Annotated in this window: 17 protein-coding genes; 10 read left to right on the forward strand and 7 right to left on the reverse strand. The window is 69.5% G+C overall.

Features of this window, described 5'->3' with window-relative positions:
* Positions 1-21: 21 nt before the first annotated feature.
* Both BMX32_RS16490 and BMX32_RS16495 read right to left on the reverse strand, forming a co-directional pair.
* Positions 22-696, reverse strand: a complete 675-nt coding sequence (locus tag BMX32_RS16490) for a methionine ABC transporter permease (protein ID WP_089980812.1) — start codon at positions 694-696, stop codon at positions 22-24.
* A complete protein-coding gene (locus BMX32_RS16495; RefSeq protein WP_089980815.1) occupies positions 693-1,697 on the reverse strand; it encodes a methionine ABC transporter ATP-binding protein in 1,005 nt (334 codons plus the stop codon). Before BMX32_RS16495 ends, BMX32_RS16490 begins: the two co-directional genes overlap by 4 nt.
* Before the next feature lie 108 nt (positions 1,698-1,805).
* Between BMX32_RS16495 and BMX32_RS16500 the strand changes: the two genes are divergently transcribed.
* Positions 1,806-2,291 (forward strand): glutathione peroxidase, encoded by a 486-nt coding sequence (locus tag BMX32_RS16500; protein WP_089980817.1) that lies wholly within the window; start codon positions 1,806-1,808, stop codon positions 2,289-2,291.
* A gap of 18 nt (positions 2,292-2,309) precedes the next feature.
* Here BMX32_RS16500 and dacB read toward each other — a convergent pair whose 3' ends face one another.
* Both dacB and BMX32_RS16510 read right to left on the reverse strand, forming a co-directional pair.
* Positions 2,310-3,752 (reverse strand): D-alanyl-D-alanine carboxypeptidase/D-alanyl-D-alanine endopeptidase, encoded by a 1,443-nt coding sequence (gene dacB / locus BMX32_RS16505; protein ID WP_089980819.1) that lies wholly within the window; start codon positions 3,750-3,752, stop codon positions 2,310-2,312.
* A 1-nt stretch (position 3,753) separates the two neighbouring features.
* Entirely contained in the window at positions 3,754-4,539 is a 786-nt protein-coding gene (locus tag BMX32_RS16510; RefSeq protein ID WP_089980822.1) for an enoyl-CoA hydratase-related protein, read from the reverse strand.
* A 157-nt stretch (positions 4,540-4,696) separates the two neighbouring features.
* Between BMX32_RS16510 and BMX32_RS16515 the strand changes: the two genes are divergently transcribed.
* Genes BMX32_RS16515 through BMX32_RS16525 form a run of 3 tightly spaced genes read left to right on the forward strand, consistent with a single transcriptional unit; the run spans position 4,697 to position 7,073 of the window.
* Positions 4,697-4,942, forward strand: coding sequence for a FeoA family protein (locus tag BMX32_RS16515; RefSeq protein WP_089980825.1), 246 nt, complete (start codon positions 4,697-4,699; stop codon positions 4,940-4,942).
* Positions 4,939-6,786, forward strand: coding sequence for a ferrous iron transport protein B (feoB, locus tag BMX32_RS16520; protein ID WP_211664248.1), 1,848 nt, complete (start codon positions 4,939-4,941; stop codon positions 6,784-6,786). The genes BMX32_RS16515 and feoB overlap by 4 nt, the downstream gene beginning before the upstream one ends.
* On the forward strand, positions 6,783-7,073 hold the full coding sequence (locus tag BMX32_RS16525) for a DUF6587 family protein (protein WP_089980828.1): 291 nt from the start codon (positions 6,783-6,785) through the stop codon (positions 7,071-7,073). Before feoB ends, BMX32_RS16525 begins: the two co-directional genes overlap by 4 nt.
* A 60-nt stretch (positions 7,074-7,133) precedes the next feature.
* Here the strand turns inward: BMX32_RS16525 and BMX32_RS16530 are convergent, their stop codons facing one another.
* Positions 7,134-8,612 (reverse strand): phospholipase D-like domain-containing protein, encoded by a 1,479-nt coding sequence (locus BMX32_RS16530; protein ID WP_089980830.1) that lies wholly within the window; start codon positions 8,610-8,612, stop codon positions 7,134-7,136.
* Positions 8,613-8,662: 50 nt separating this feature from the next.
* On the opposite strand from BMX32_RS16530, the gene BMX32_RS16535 reads away from it, so the two are divergent.
* Together BMX32_RS16535 and ispG are read left to right on the forward strand one after the other, a co-directional pair.
* On the forward strand, positions 8,663-10,579 hold the full coding sequence (locus BMX32_RS16535; protein WP_089980833.1) for an acetyl-CoA hydrolase/transferase C-terminal domain-containing protein: 1,917 nt from the start codon (positions 8,663-8,665) through the stop codon (positions 10,577-10,579).
* Positions 10,580-10,646: 67 nt separating this feature from the next.
* Positions 10,647-11,906 (forward strand): flavodoxin-dependent (E)-4-hydroxy-3-methylbut-2-enyl-diphosphate synthase, encoded by a 1,260-nt coding sequence (ispG, locus tag BMX32_RS16540; protein WP_089980837.1) that lies wholly within the window; start codon positions 10,647-10,649, stop codon positions 11,904-11,906.
* 121 nt (positions 11,907-12,027) lie between these two features.
* Here the strand turns inward: ispG and BMX32_RS16545 are convergent, their stop codons facing one another.
* On the reverse strand, positions 12,028-12,390 hold the full coding sequence (locus BMX32_RS16545) for a peptidase C13 (RefSeq protein WP_089980840.1): 363 nt from the start codon (positions 12,388-12,390) through the stop codon (positions 12,028-12,030).
* Positions 12,391-12,504: 114 nt separating this feature from the next.
* On the opposite strand from BMX32_RS16545, the gene BMX32_RS16550 reads away from it, so the two are divergent.
* The 3 genes from BMX32_RS16550 (at position 12,505) to BMX32_RS16560 (ending at position 13,700) form a co-directional block, all read left to right on the forward strand.
* Positions 12,505-12,855, forward strand: a complete 351-nt coding sequence (locus tag BMX32_RS16550; protein WP_089980843.1) for a hypothetical protein — start codon at positions 12,505-12,507, stop codon at positions 12,853-12,855.
* Between the two features lie 82 nt (positions 12,856-12,937).
* Positions 12,938-13,252 (forward strand): hypothetical protein, encoded by a 315-nt coding sequence (locus tag BMX32_RS16555; RefSeq protein ID WP_089980846.1) that lies wholly within the window; start codon positions 12,938-12,940, stop codon positions 13,250-13,252.
* A 154-nt stretch (positions 13,253-13,406) separates the two neighbouring features.
* On the forward strand, positions 13,407-13,700 hold the full coding sequence (locus tag BMX32_RS16560; RefSeq protein WP_139206771.1) for an antitoxin Xre/MbcA/ParS toxin-binding domain-containing protein: 294 nt from the start codon (positions 13,407-13,409) through the stop codon (positions 13,698-13,700).
* Here BMX32_RS16560 and BMX32_RS16565 read toward each other — a convergent pair.
* Positions 13,697-14,434 (reverse strand): YdcF family protein, encoded by a 738-nt coding sequence (locus BMX32_RS16565; protein WP_089980849.1) that lies wholly within the window; start codon positions 14,432-14,434, stop codon positions 13,697-13,699. The genes BMX32_RS16560 and BMX32_RS16565 overlap by 4 nt on opposite strands.
* A 170-nt stretch (positions 14,435-14,604) precedes the next feature.
* Here BMX32_RS16565 and BMX32_RS16570 point away from each other — a divergent pair, with 170 nt between their 5' ends.
* Entirely contained in the window at positions 14,605-15,228 is a 624-nt protein-coding gene (locus BMX32_RS16570; RefSeq protein WP_089980855.1) for an XrtA/PEP-CTERM system exopolysaccharide export protein, read from the forward strand.
* Positions 15,229-15,247 lie beyond the last annotated feature (19 nt).

Raw genomic sequence — 15,247 nt, forward strand, 5'->3', positions numbered from 1 at the left:
CAAAACGCCCCCGGTGCCCGTTCAGCGACGGCTGTACCGGCCCACGAGGCGATCGCCGATCGACTGCAGGATCTGCACCAGCACCACGAGCAGAGCGACCGTGACCAGCATGTAATCGGGCTTGTAGCCGTTGTACCCATACTGATAGGCGAGGGCGCCGAGGCCGCCCGCCCCGACGATGCCGCCCATCGCCGTGTAGCCGACCAGCGCGACCGCCGTCACCGTCGTCGCGGCGATCAGGCCGGGGCGCGACTCGGGAAGGAGGACGCGGGTGACGATCTGTCCCGTCGTCGCTCCCATGGCCTGGCTGGCCTCGATCACGCCGCGGTCCACCTCGCGAAGCGCCGTTTCGACGAGGCGCGCGAAGAACGGCGCGGCACCGATCACCAGCGGCACGATGGCGCCGCGTATGCCGATGCTCACACCCGTGATGGCCTGCGTCACGGGAATGAGCAGGATCATGAGGATGATGAAGGGCACCGAACGAAGCACGTTCACCACGAGCGACAGCACGCCATAGAGTTTCGGCTTCGCGTGCAGTTGCCCGCGCGCGGTGAGGAACAGCCACACGCCCAGCGGCAGCCCGAGAACCAGGGTGAAGAGCAGCGAGCCGCCGAGCATCAGCAGGGTGTCCAGACACGCCTGTGCGATCTCGGGCCAGTCGATGTTCGGGAACAGGGTCTGCAGCGGGCTCATCGGGCCACCTCTTCGATATCGACGCCGGCGGCGCGGATCTGCGCGAGCGCGTCGTCCAGCCGCTCGCCGTGCATGGCGAGCGTCAGTTGTCCGTAGGGCACATCCTTGATGCGGTCGACGCGACCCGACAGCAGGTTGTATTCGACGCCGGTGTCGCGCACCACGCTGGAGAGCAACGGCGAGTAAGTGGCGTCGCCGCGGAACGAGAGCCGGAACAGCGGGCCGCTCACGCCGGGGAAGTCCGCGCCGCGACCTTCGCGGTGATCCGCTTCGGCGACGAAACGCCGCGTCGTCGCATGGCGCGGATGGAGGAAGACGTCGGCGACGGCGCCCTGCTCCACGACGTGGCCGGCGTCGAGCACCGCGACGCGATCGCACACGCGGCGAACGACGTCCATCTCGTGCGTGATCAGCACGATCGTGAGCCCCAGGCGACGATTTATGTCCGCGAGGAGTTCGAGCACGGATGCCGTGGTCTGCGGATCGAGCGCGCTGGTGGCCTCGTCGCAGAGCAGGATGGACGGGCGGCTCGCGAGCGCGCGAGCGATGCCGACGCGCTGCTTCTGTCCACCCGAAAGCTGGGCCGGATACTTGCGCGCATGCGCGGCGAGGCCGACGAGCTCGAGCAGCTCGTCCACCCGCGCGGCGATCGTCGCGTCGTCCTTGCCGCCATGCAGCCGCAGCGGAAACGCCACGTTGTCCGCGACGGTACGCGACGACAGCAGGTTGAAGTGCTGGAAGATCATGCCGATGCCGGCGCGCAGGCGTCGCAGGTCGGCGCCCTGCGCGTCGGTCACGTCGCGGCCATCGATGAACACCTTGCCGCTGGTCGGGCGTTCCAGCAGGTTGATCAGGCGCAGCAGCGTCGACTTGCCGGCGCCGGAGTGGCCGATGATGCCGAACACTTCACCGGCCTCGATCGTGAGGTCGACGGGGTGCAGGGCGGGGACGAGCGCTCCGTCCACGGCATAGGACTTGGAGGCGGCGGCGAAACGGATCACAGGCGTTGGCTCTTGGCCGTCAAAGACGTGCCATGGTAGCCGAAGCCCGGGCGCATGGGCCCGTGGAGAGGCGTAGACTCCGCCAGACCAACCACCAGGGAAGCCCGCATGGCCACCAGCATCTACGATTTCTCCGCCCGCGACATCGACGGCAACGAGCGCTCGCTCGCCGAGTTCCGTGGAAAGGCCCTGCTGGTGGTCAACGTGGCCTCGAAGTGCGGGTTCACGCCGCAGTACAAGGGTCTCGAAGCGCTGCAGAAGCAGTTCCACGACAGCGGGTTCGAGGTGCTGGGATTCCCTTGCGACCAGTTCGGCCACCAGGAGCCGGGCGACGAAGCGGAGATCCGCGATTTCTGCTCGCTGACCTACGACGTGTCGTTTCCGATGTTTTCCAAGATCGACGTGAACGGCGAGAACGCGCATCCGCTGTATCGCTGGCTGAAGAAGGAACAGAAGGGCCTGCTCGGCACCGAGGGCATCAAGTGGAACTTCACCAAGTTCCTGGTGGACCGCGACGGGCGGGTAGTGGAGCGTTACGCGCCGACGGACACGCCGGAGAAGATCGGGAAGGACCTGCCGAAGGTGCTTGGCTGACTCGCCCTGTTGCAGGGGCTAGAGCCGCTCGCCCGCCTCGGCCAGCATGATCGCGATGGCGTCGACCTCCGCCGATGGCGGCACGGTGGGCATGGCGCTGCGCGCCGGCGGCGCGTAGTTGTTGAGCAGGATGGCGAAGGCGAGCCGTTGGCCGCGCTTCGTCGTGACGTACCCCGCCAGCGCGTTGACGAATTGCATGCTGCCGGTCTTCGCCGTCACGTTGCCCTCCGCTGCGGAGCCACGCATACGGGCCGCCAGCGTGCCATCGACGCCCGCCACCGGCAGCATCCCGCGCCAGGTCGCCGCCAGCGGCGAGGCGTCCATGCCGACCAGCACCCGCGCGAGCGCGCCGGCCGTGGTGAGGTCGTGGCGCGACAGTCCCGTGCCTTCCTCGAGTGTGGCGGCGGAGGGGCCGATCCCGCGACCGGCGAGCCACCCGGCGAGCGCGTCGGACGCGCGATCCTCGGCGGAGCCCTTGCCGTCGGTTTCCATCCCGATCAGCTGGAAGACGCTCTGCAGGAACAGGTTCTGCGAGCGCTTGAGCCCGGGACGAAGGATGTCCGCCAGCGATGGCGACGCCCGGGATGCGACGACGCGCCCCGTCGGTGCGGCGACCGGCCAGCGCACGCTGCGTGCCTCGCCGTCGACACGCACGCCCTGGTGGACCAGCGCATCGCGGAGACGGCGGGCCGCCGTGAGGGCGGGGTCCGGGGTCGAGAGGCGGTAGCGGTGCGGCGCATCGCCGGCCGTGCCTTGGACGTGCAACGTCTCGCTGCCCGGCGCGCGGTAGAGCGAGAGCGGCCCGGCCGCCGTCGTCGAGGACAGTGCGACGGTCACCGCGGTGCCGTCGGGCGTCACGGCGACACCGTCGCGCGCGATCGTCGTCGTCATCGTGTTCTCGTCGACGATCAGCGCGCCGCTTTGCGCGCCATACGCCGCCTGCAGGTCCGATGCCTCCCAGCCGCTGCCGATCGGGGGTCCGTCGAACGCCGTGTCGTCACCGACGACGTCGCCGTCGACGCGGTGGATGCCCGCCGCGGCGACCTCCGCCGCCAGCGCCTCGGCCCATGCGCTCCCCGCCAGCGTCGGGTCGCCCCGGCCGCGAAGCACGAGCGCGCCGTGCAGACGTCCCTTGCGGACATCGCCGGCGGCGAGCACGTCCGTACGCGTACGGTAATCGCTTCCCAGGCGCTCGAGGGCGAACGCGGCCGTGTAGAGCTTGGCGGTCGAGGCGGGCAGCAAAAGCCGGCCGGCGTCGTGTTCGTAGACGGTGCGGCCATCGTCGAGCGAAACGACGGCGATTCCCCACGACGCGGATGCGAAGCGTGGCTCGGCGAGACGGGCGTCGATCCGCTGTGCGACGGTGTCGGCATGCGCCGCCACGGGAAGGAGCAGCGCGGCGAACAGAATGATGGCTCGAGCCGATCGGCCCGCTGCCCCCTCCGGCCAGCGTGCGCGCATGTCAGGCGAGCCAGGAGGGCTGGCGCTTTTCCAGGAAGGCACCGAGACCGTCCTGTCCCTCGGCCGAGACGCGCATTTTCGCGATCAGGGCCGCGTTCGTCGCATCGGTCGCCACCATCGCGCCCGCCTCCATGCCGCCCATGGCGAGCGCGAGGCGCTTGGCTTCCGCCTGGGCCACCGGCCCGCCCTTGGTGAGGAGATCGAGCACGCGCTCGACGGCCGTGTCGAGGTCGTCCGCCGGAACGGCCTCGTGAACGAGGCCCATCGCGAGAGCCGCCGGCGCATCGAACACCTCGCCCGTCACGAACAGCCGGCGCGCCTGCCGCAAGCCGATCGCGCCGACGACGTAAGGCGAGATCACGGCCGGCACGAGGCCTAGCTTGACCTCGGACAACGCGAATCGGACACCGTCGGCCGCGATGGCGATGTCGCAGCAGGCGACGAGGCCGACGCCACCGCCGAACGCGGCACCGTTGACCCGCGCCACGGTCGGCTTCGCAAGAAATTGCAGGCGACGCATCAGCGTCGCCAGGCGCAGCGAATCGGCGCGGTTATCCGCCTCGGACGCTGCCGCCATGCCGCGCATCCAACGCAGATCGGCACCGGCCGAGAAGCTGGCGCCCGCGCCGGTCAGCACCACCGCGCGCACGGCCGCGTCGCGTTCCACGTCGTCGATGGCCGCAGTGAGGTCGGCGATGAGACCATCGTCGAACGCGTTGTGCACCTCCGGACGGTTCATGACCAGATGGGCGACGGCGCCCTTGCGGACCAGTTCGACGGCAGACATGGCGAGCTCCAGGTTCGTAGCCCCCGATCATAAAGGGTGAAAGGTCGCGGACGGTTCGCCGGTCCAGTGTGGGCAGCCAAGGGTGTGGCATCGCGTTCGGATGCAGCCCCCTGGTGAAAGGCATATAATGCGAACAGTTCTTATTTGAGTAAGCCCAGTGCGCCTCTCAGACGCGCCGAAAGGTGCCAACGCCGTGGTCCAGTCCGTCAGCGATGCCCATCCCGCCGATCCGATCGCGCAACGTCTGCGCGATCTCGGCTTCGTCGCGGGCGAGCCGGTTCGGCTGGTGGCGCGCGGACCGCTCGGCGGCGATCCGTTGCTGATCCAGATCGGGTCCACGCGGTTCGCCCTGCGCAAGAGCGAGGCCGCGCGGGTCGACGTGCTCGTGGACGGTGCCGCGTGAGCGCCGCCGCGATGCGCATCGCCCTCGTCGGCAACCCGAACTGCGGCAAGACGGCGCTGTTCAACCAGCTGACGGGCGGCCGGCAGAAAGTCGCCAATTACGCGGGTGTCACCGTCGAACGCAAGGAGGGCCGCTTCGTCGCGCCGTCCGGTCGCACGCTGCACATCCTCGACCTGCCGGGTGCCTACAGTTTCGAGGCCACGAGCCCGGACGAAGCGATTACCCGCGACGTCTGTCACGGGCGATACCCGGGCGAGGCCGCTCCCGATCTCATCGTGTGCGTGGCGGACGCCACCAACCTGCGTCTGCACCTGCGTTTCGTGCTCGAAGTGCGCCGTCTCGGCCGGCCCGTGGTGCTCGCCCTCAACATGATGGACGCCGCGCGACGTCGCGGCATCGCCATCGACGTCGCGGAACTGTCGCGTCGCCTCGGCGTGCCCGTGGTGGAAACCGTGGCGGTGAAGCGCGGCGGCGCGAAAGCGTTGATCGCCCGCATCGACGAGAGCGTGCCCGACATCGTGCCGGCCGCCATCGACCAGGCCAGCGTCGAACAGCTCCACACCGAGGTACGCTCGATCCTCGCCGCCACGGTGACGACGTCGCGCGACACGGTCGCGATCGACGACGCCATCGATCGCTGGGCGCTGCACCCGGTATTCGGTCTCGCGATCCTCGCCACGCTGATGTTCTTCATCTTCCAGGCGGTGTTCTCCTGGGCCGAGCCGATCATGGATGCCATCGAGAGCGGCATCGCGGCGCTTGGCGTGTTCGTCACCGGTTTCCTGCCCGCCGACAGCGCGCTGCACAGCCTGCTCAACGACGGCCTCTTCGCCGGACTCGGCGCGGTGCTGGTGTTCCTGCCGCAGATCCTCATCCTTTTCCTCTTCATCCTCGTGCTCGAGGAGTCGGGGTACCTGCCGCGCGCGGCGTTCCTCCTCGACCGCATGATGTTCCGCGTGGGGCTGACGGGCAGGGCGTTCATTCCTCTGCTGTCGAGCTTCGCCTGCGCCATCCCCGGCATCATGGCCACGCGCAGCATCCAGGATCCGCGCGACCGACTGACGACCATCCTCGTCGCGCCGCTGATGACATGCTCCGCGCGGCTGCCGGTGTACACGCTGCTGATCGCCGCGTTCATCCCAAGCCGGTCCGTATGGGGCGTGTTCAACCTGCAGGGCATCGTGCTGTTCACGCTGTACTTCGCCGGCATCTTCAGCGCCCTCGGCGTCGCCTTCGTGATGAAGCGCCTGCGCAAGGACAAGAGCGAACACGCGCTGATCATGGAACTGCCGTCGTACCGGCTACCGAACGTGCGCGACATCGGCCTCGGCCTGTGGGAGCGCGCGATGATCTTCCTGAAGCGTGTCGGCGGCATCATCCTCGCGCTGACGGTGCTGCTGTGGTTCCTGTCGAGCTTTCCGGGGCCGCCGGACGGCGCCACGCAACCGGCGATCGACTACAGCATCGCCGGCCGGCTGGGCCGCATGCTGGAAGTGATCTTCGCCCCGATCGGTTTCAACTGGCAGATCTGCATCGCCTTGGTGCCGGGGCTCGCCGCACGCGAAGTGGCGGTCGCGGCGCTGGGCACCGTGTATGCGATGTCCGGCAGCGACGATAGCGTCGCGTCGCAGCTTGGTCCGCTCATCGCGAATCAATGGTCGCTCGCCACCGCGCTGTCGCTGCTGGCCTGGTACGTCTTCGCGCCGCAGTGCATGTCCACGCTCGCCGTGATCCGGCGCGAGACCAACTCCTGGCGCAACGTCGCCGTGGCCGCCGGTTACCTCTTCGGCCTGGCCTATCTGGCCTCGCTGGCCACCTATCAGATCGCGAGGGCGCTCTCATGAGCACGTTCGAACTGGTGCAGGGGGCGATCATCGCCCTTGTCGTAACCGTCAGCGCGTGGGTCGCGGTGCGCAAGCTGCTGCCGAAGACGTCGGCACGCTGGCTGGCACGGGCCTCCGCCAGCCTCAACCGCGAAGGGCGCGGCCGGGCGACGCGTTCGCTCGGCCGACGCCTGCAACCCGCCACCGCGACGGGCAGCTGCGGCGACGGCTGCGGCTCGTGCAACAGCTGCGGACCGGTGCAGCCGCGCGCCGACGCGCAACCGCTGCACTTCAAGCCACGCGCCTGAATCGCTCCCTGCAGGAGCCGGCATGGCGGCTCCTGCGAAGGACGCCGCCAGCGCTCGGGATCACCTGGCCGGTGACGTCGTATCGGCATCCTCGCGCGTCTCGCGCCGCCGTTTCCGTAACGTCCACCAGCTCACCGCCAGGTTCACCGTGAACCACGCGCCGATCAGCGCGAGCGGCCACGCGATCACCGCGGGCCAGAAGATCGCCACCAGCGTCAGCACCAGCGCCGCCAGCGCACCGGCGACGACCGGCCCCGATTCGGTATCCCCCAGCACGCGATGCTGCGTGATCGCGGCGCCGACCGTGTTCGCGATGCGCAGGGCGCCGGCCGCCGCACGGCTCGAACTGCCGCCTGCGCGGTGTGGCCGCGGTGGGCGGGGCGAACGGCTGCGCATACGGTCGTTGCCGCCGCGGCTGCGCCTGCCGCTGAGCAGGATCTCCGTGGCGTTCTCGAGGTCCGCCTCGTAGCACGCTTCGAGCTGGCGGGCGAAGCCGACGTCCTCGATCGCCACGTCGATCTCGCGGTTGCTCAGCCAGCTGGCGATGTTGAGGTTCGACGACCCGACGCGCGCCCAGCGCCCGTCGGCGACGGCCGTCTTGGCGTGCAGCATCGAGCCGTTCCACTCGAACACACGGATCCCGGCCTTGAGGAGCGGCCGGTAGCCGGAGCGCGACATGCTCGCCACCATGGGGATGTCGCTCGTGCCCGGCACGAGCAGCCGCACGTCGACGCCGTCGCGCGCGGCGGCCGAGAGCGCCTGCACGTACGGCGCCACACCCACGAAATAGGCGTCGGTGAGCCACAGCGTCCTGGTCGCCATCGCCGCCACCATCTGATCGAGGCGGTACATGCCCGCCGTGCTCGGCTGCGTGGCGATGAGGCGCAACGACACGCTGCCGGCGTCCTCGATGACCGCGGGCGGCGAGATCCGATCGTCCGCCGGTAGCGGCTCGCCGGTCTCGCGCCAGCTGTCGGCGAAGGCGTGCTCGATTTCCGCGACGGCCGGGCCGCGCAGCATCACGCCGGTGTCGCGCCACGGCGGCACGTCGCGCGAAGGATCGCCCAACCACTTTTCGCTGATGCAGACGCCCGAGAGAAAACCCTTCTCGCCGTCGACGACCAGCACCTTGCGGTGATCGCGGCTCACCCAGCCGAACGAGCTGCCGAGGCGCGGCGGGTTGTAGATGCGCACCTGGCCACCCGCGTCGCGCAGCGGCTGCCAGAAGGCGGCGCGCGACTGGCCGAGGCAGCCAGCCCAGTCCGCGATCACCGCCACGAACACGCCGGCCTTCGCGCGCTCGACGAGCGCATCGAGAAATGCCTTGCCGATGGCGTCGTCGCGGATGATGTAGTTCTCGAGGAAGACGTGTCGCCGCGCCCCGGCGATGGCAGCGAGCCACGCGTCGAAATGCGCGCGGGCGTCGATCAGCAGCTCGACCGCGTTGCCGCCGATGAGCGGCGCGCCGGCGCTGCGGCTCAGGGCCTGTTCGGCGAACAGGCGGCTGGAGAATCCAGTGGTGCGTTGACGGACGTTCATGACGGGGAGTTTAGCGGGATACCGGGGAGTGTCCCTGTATCATCGCGGCCATGGCATCGACTCCGCGTGACCCCGCCACCGACGCCGCCGTCGAAGCGATCCTGCAACGGACCGGCGGACACCCGCGGGTCGCCGCGCCGCTCGGGCTCGGAAAGCCGCACGGCCTGCTCAACGCCCTCTATCGCGCCGTCGAAGGCCGCGCCGACCGTTCGCTGACCCTGTTCACCGCGCTGTCGCTGACCCGCCCGTCGCCCGGCAAGGGCCTCGCGGCCCGATTCGCGGGTCCCTTCATCGAGCGGCACTTCGGCGCCGGGTACGAAGACCTCCTCCATGCCGTGGCCCAGGGGCGCGACGCGCTGCCGCCGAACATCCGCGTGCACGAGTTCTACATGCAGTCCGGCGCGCTGCTGCACTCGGCCGCCGCGCAGCGCGACTACATCAGCCAGAACTACACGCACGTCGCGCGCGACCTGGCGAGCCGCGACGTCGACGTGCTGGTGCAGCTGGTCGCTGTGCGCGACGGGCGCATCAGCCTCTCGTCCAATCCCGACCTCACCTTCGACTTCCTGGACAGGCAGGCCGAGGCAGGCAGGCCCAAACCGTTCTGCGTCGCGGTGGCGCATCCCGACATGCCCTATGTCAGCGGCCATGCCGAGGCCCCGGACGGCATGTTCGACCTTGTCGTCGAGCCCGCCACATCGCCGCCGCTGTTCGCGATGCCGCGCGGCCCGATCGCGCCGGCCGAGTTCGCGCTGGGCATGCATGCGAGCGCGCTCGTCGTCGATGGCGGCACGTTACAGATCGGCATCGGTGCGCTTTCCGACGCGCTGGTGCGTGCGCTGCTGCTGCGGCACGAGCAGAACGACGCCTGGGGCGAAGGGCTGGAGGCGCTGGATCGCGAGGGCGTCACGCGCGCGAGCGCCGCCGCATGGGGTGGCGTGTCGTCGTTCGACGCGGGCCTGTACGGTGCGAGCGAGATGGTCATGGACGGCTTCATGCACCTGCAGCGCGCGGGCGTGTTGCGTCGGCGGGCCTACGACGACCTCGCGCGCGAGCGCGCCGCCGCGGCGGGCAACGATCAGGGCACGGTCGGCGGACACTATCTGCGTGGCGCGTTCCTGCTCGGCTCGCGCGAGCTGTACGCATGGATGGACCGCTCGGAGCGCGACGACCCGGACGCCATCGACATGTGCCGGGTGTCCAACGTCAATCACCTCTATGGCGACCACCAGCCGCTGGCCGCGCTGCAACGGCGCGGCGCGCGCTTCTTCAACACATGCATGATGGCGACGCTCACGGGCGCGGCGGTGTCGGACGGCCTCGACGATGGACGCGTCGTCAGCGGCGTCGGCGGGCAGTTCAATTTCGTGGCGATGGCGCACGAGCTGCCGGGTGGCCGCTCGATCCTGCTGTTGCGCGCCACGCGCGGAAAGGGCCGCCACCTCGCCTCGAACATCCGGTTCGCTTATGGCCACACGACCATCCCGCGTCATCTGCGCGACGTCTTCGTCACTGAGTACGGGGTGGCCGACCTTCGCGGACTGTCCGACGAAGCCTGCATCGAAGCGATGCTCGGCATCGCCGATGCGCGGTTCGTCGACGCCCTGGCGGCCGAGGCGAAGCGGGCAGGCAAGCTCCGGCAGGGTTTCGTCGTGCCAGAGGCATGGCGCGCGCATACACCGGAAGGCCTGACGGCCTCGCTTGCGCCGATGCGCGCTCGGGGGCTGCTCGACCCGTTCCCGTTCGGCAGCGATTTCACGCCCGTGGAGCGCCGGTTGCTGCCGGCACTGGGGTGGCTGAAGGATGCCGGGAAGGGGGTGTTGCTGGCGGCGATGCTGGTGCCGGGGCGGGCGGTCGAAGGAGAGGACGCGGCGCTGAAACGCATGGGGCTGGCGCGTGTGGGGACGTTGAAGGCGTGGATGGAGCGCCGGGCGCTGCTGGCCGCGTTGCGGCGCGGCGTGGGGTAGGCCGGCCGGTGCCGCGGCGAGAACCGGTTAGGCCGGCTGTCATGCCGATGCGCTAAAATGATCCGCTATGACCGAAGACCTCACCAGCCGCCCGCGTCCCGCGGAAGCCGGCGCCCGCCGACCCAGCACGGGTGTCGCGATCGATCGCGTCACCGTGGGCGGCGGCGCACCGATCGTCGTCCAGTCGATGACGAACACCGATACCGAAGATCCGGTCTCGACCGCGAAGCAGGTGGCCGAGCTGGCCCGCGCGGGCTCCGAGATGGTTCGCATCACCGTCAACACGCCGGCTGCCGCGGCGGCGGTCCCGCGCATCCGCGAGCGGCTCGACATGATGGGCATCTCGGTACCGCTCATCGGCGATTTCCACTACAACGGCCACCAGCTGCTGGAAGGCGAGCCGGCGTGCGCCGAAGCCCTGGCCAAGTACCGCATCAATCCGGGTAACGTGGGGTTCGGCAAGAAGAAGGACGCCCAGTTCGCCTCGATCATCGAGATGGCGATCCGCTACGACAAACCGGTGCGCATCGGCGCCAACTGGGGGTCGCTCGACCAGTCGATGGTCGCGACGCTGATGGACGAGAACTCGCAGCGCGCCGATCCCTGGGACGCCGGCCACGTGGCACGCGAGGCGCTGATCCGTTCGGCGCTGGACTCGGCCGCGCGCGCGGAAGATCTGGGTCTAGCACGCAATCGCATCATCCTGTCGTGCAAGGTTTCCGGCGTGCAGGAACTGATCGCGGTCTATCGCGACCTCGCCCGTCGCGGCGACTACGCGCTGCACCTCGGCCTGACCGAAGCCGGCATGGGTTCCAAGGGCATCACCGCGTCGAGCGCCGCGCTCGGCGTGCTGCTGCAGGAAGGTATCGGCGACACCATCCGTATCTCGCTGACACCCGAACCCGGCCAGTCGCGCACGGCGGAGGTCATCGTGGCGCAGGAGCTCCTGCAGACGATGGGCCTGCGCGCGTTCACGCCGCTGGTCACGGCATGCCCTGGCTGCGGCCGCACCACGAGCGAGTTCTTCCAGGAGCTCGCGAAAACCGTCCAGATCCACGTGCGCGAGCAGATGCCTTTGTGGCGCGTGAAATACGACGGCGTGGAGAACCTCACGCTCGCCGTGATGGGTTGCATCGTCAACGGCCCCGGCGAGTCGCGCCACGCGAACATCGGCATCTCGCTGCCGGGCAACGGCGAAGCGCCCTCGGCACCGGTGTTCATCGACGGCCAGAAAGCCATGACCTTGCGTGGCGACAACATCGCCGACGAATTCGTCGCCATCCTCGACAACTACGTCGAGACGCACTACGCCATCCGGGGCGACTGAGGCAGGGCTCGCGCAGGGGCCGCTCCAGCGATCCGTGTAGGAGCGGCCTCGGCCGCGATGGGGGCTTGCCGCGAGCCCCATCGCGGCCAAGGCCGCTCCTACACGGGATCTGTCGCGCGTGTCAGCGTTCGATGCTCACGTCGATCTCGACGGGATAGGGCGCCGGGGAGCCGGGCGGCAGCGGTAGCACCCACGCCGCGAACTGGCCCGCGAAACACGAGGCAACGGGTGTCGTGGGCCGCACGGCCACCCGGCTCGTGTGGCCGGTGGCATCGACCACGGCCACGAGCGTGAAGGCGCGTCGATCCGCCGGTTCGTTGCTGGCGATGCAACCTTTCAGCGCATCCGTCGCGGGATTGCCGATGCGATCCCACAGGGCGGCCTGCCAGGCCTTGCCCGCCGTCCCGTCCTCGAGTGCCTTGGCCGCCTTCACGCGATCGTCGAATCCGTCGCCGGCGAGGGCGAAAACGAGGGCAAGCAGCATCGAGGCGTCTCCGTTCGGTGGTCGCCCGAGCCTAACAGGCACGCAAAGGCTTCACACGGACGCCGTTAGCTTCCGATCGCAAGCGCCGCCGTCGCGGCGCGCTCCGGAGTCGCCATGTTCCTGCGAATTTCCGCCGTCGCCCTCGCGGTCGCCTTTGCCAGCGGCGCCATGGCGCAGGTCGCGCCCAGTCGCCCCGCGGCCGCCGATCCAGCCAACAAGCCGCTACCCGTCCCCGCGTCGACGGTGCAGGCCAACCCGGCCGCGGCACCCATGCACCCGGCGTCGGACGCCGGCGCCACCGAGCGGGGTCTCGCGCCGGTCCGGCCGGGTAACCCGGGAGTCACCAACCGCGTGCAGGACGCGAACGTCCACGGCGTCGATACGCAGGGACACACCCTCGATCCACACGGCAGGCCCGTCGGGCAGACACCCGCCGTGCCCGTGGCCGCGGGGACCGTGCGCTGAGCGGAACCGCGTCTTCGCAGGTCGCATGGGCTTGCGCCTTCGCGCTAACATCCGGTGGATGCCGTTCCGTGAGGGGGTGAGGATGAAACGAGCGATCGCGCTGGCCGTCATCACGGTCGGGATCGCCGGATGTCAGGGCATGGCGGCGAAGGTCGCCAGGCTGCAGGTCGGAACGCAGCGCGACGAGGTGATCGAGCGCCTCGGCCCTCCCGACTCCGACCGCTCGATGATCGGCTTCGAAGTCCTCAGCTGGCTGGATCGCCGACCCGGGCGTTTTTCGCTTTCCCATCGCGACTACACGGTCGTGCTGAAGGATGGGCGCGTCGTGCAGTTCGGCCCGGGCCTGATCCGCCGCGACACGAAGACGACCCTGCAGATCGAAACCGGCGACCCCTGAACGTCGCGGGCGATCGCGGGAGCCGATCGCACCGCCGATCCCGCGGCGGCGGACGCGCTGGCGACTTCGTCAGTCAAAGCGCCGGAATCCCGTACAAGCGTCGCGATGGTGACAGGGCTTAGGTTTCCCCCATGCCTCTTCGGGAATCGCCGCCATGTCGCAGACGCAGCCATCTTTCGTGGAACTCGCCACCGAACTGCATCGCCTGCACGATGCCCGCGAGGCCGTGATTGGCCAGGCGCTCGACACCCTCGAAGCGAGCCATCCGCCGCTCGCCCAGCTCGTGCTGTCGTGCGTCGGCGACCGCCGACGTGCGGCGCACTGGCTGGTGATGCCGCAGCGCGCCTTCGCGGGTCGCAACGCCTGCGACATGCTGGCCGATGGCGACATCGATGGCGTCTGGGAGCAGGTCGTGCTCAAGCAGCTCGGTATCGCCGCGTCGTTCTAGGGACCAGCGTCGTCTCGCCGTTCCGGGATCCAGTGGCGTTGGCGGTAGACCCAAAGGGCTACGTACTCGCGGACGCAGCGCGCCGTCAGCGTCAGCGCATCGCGGCGCGGGAGCCATCCCGGGGCGTCGGCCATGGCGGCATAGGCCTCCGGTACGGGCACGGGTACGACCTCGACGCCCTGCTGGCGAAACGCCCCGGCGGCCCGGCGCATGTGGATCGACGAGGTGACGAGCAGGATCGATCGCACGCCGCGCGACCGCAGGATCGACGCCGAGTCGCTCGCGTTCTCTCGGGTGTTGTCGCTGGCGCCGTCGACGAGCAGCCTGTCCGCGGGAATGCCCGAGACCGCATAGCCTTCGGCGAGCGGCTTCGCCTGATCGCTTCCCGACACGAGCATCAACGGTGCGCGCCCCGCGCGCCATAAGGCGAGGCCTTTGCCGGCGCGCGTCCGGGAGCGGGCCCAGTCCCCGACAGGAAGGACGTCGCCGCCCAGCACGACGATGGCGTCGGCGCGCGAGTGGCCGTCGTCCGGAGGCACGGCGAGCGTGGCGCGCAGCGACATCGCCACCGCGGGCATCGCTGCGATCCACACCCAGCCCAGTGCGAGCACACCCACCGACAAGGCCGCCCGCGGACGTCGAGCGAGCACCAGCACGAGCGACAGCACGCCAAGCAGCAGACCCTGCAGGGCTGGGTGAAGCAGGCGCGTCGCGAGATCCGTCAGGTCGGTCAATTGCGGGTCCAGGCGCCGGAGAGGAGGCGCGTACGGCGCACGCAGAGCATGGCGTAAAGCCGGCGTCGACGCCGTCGGTCGAATGGCATAGGCGGGCTGTCGGAATGGACGGAACGGTCCATTGAAATGACGATACCCCTCGAGTGAAGTCACAGGGGTGGGTGCAAGTCATGAAGTGCTGGAACCGTTTCGCCACACTTTTCGCCGTCGTGTTGCTGACCGCCTGCGCGACGGGTGGAAGCACCACGCCGCCGCCCAAGCCGGATGTCGCCAGCCAGGCCGTCGATGCGTACCTCATCGGTGTCGACGACCAGTTGCAGGTCACCGTCTGGCACAACCCGGACCTGAGCGTCAGCGTGCCGGTTCGTCCCGACGGCAAGGTCACCGTGCCGCTCGTCGGCGACATCCCCGCGGGCGGACGCACCACCGATCAGGTGGCCGCGGAGATCCAGCAGAAGCTCGGGCAGTACATCCGCGACCCGCAGGTGGCGGTGATCCTGACGGCGCTGCGCAGCCACGAATACCTTTCACGCGTCCGGGTCACCGGCGCGGTACGCAGCCCGATTTCGATTCCTTATCGGCAGGGTATGACGGTGCTCGACGCCGTGCTCGCCGCCGGCGGCCCCACGGAATTCGCGGCACCCGATCGCACCGAGCTCTATCGCCGTAGCGAAGCGGGCGCCACGCAGTCCTACGCCGTACGTCTGGAGAAAATCCTCCAGCAGGGCGATCTGGCGAACAACTACCCCGTACAGCCCGGTGACGTGATCACCGTTCCGCAACGCGCTTTCTGACCGAGGCCGCCAAGGGGCG

Source organism: Luteibacter sp. UNCMF331Sha3.1 (assembly GCF_900109915.1).
Classification (GTDB): Bacteria; Pseudomonadota; Gammaproteobacteria; order Xanthomonadales; family Rhodanobacteraceae; genus Luteibacter.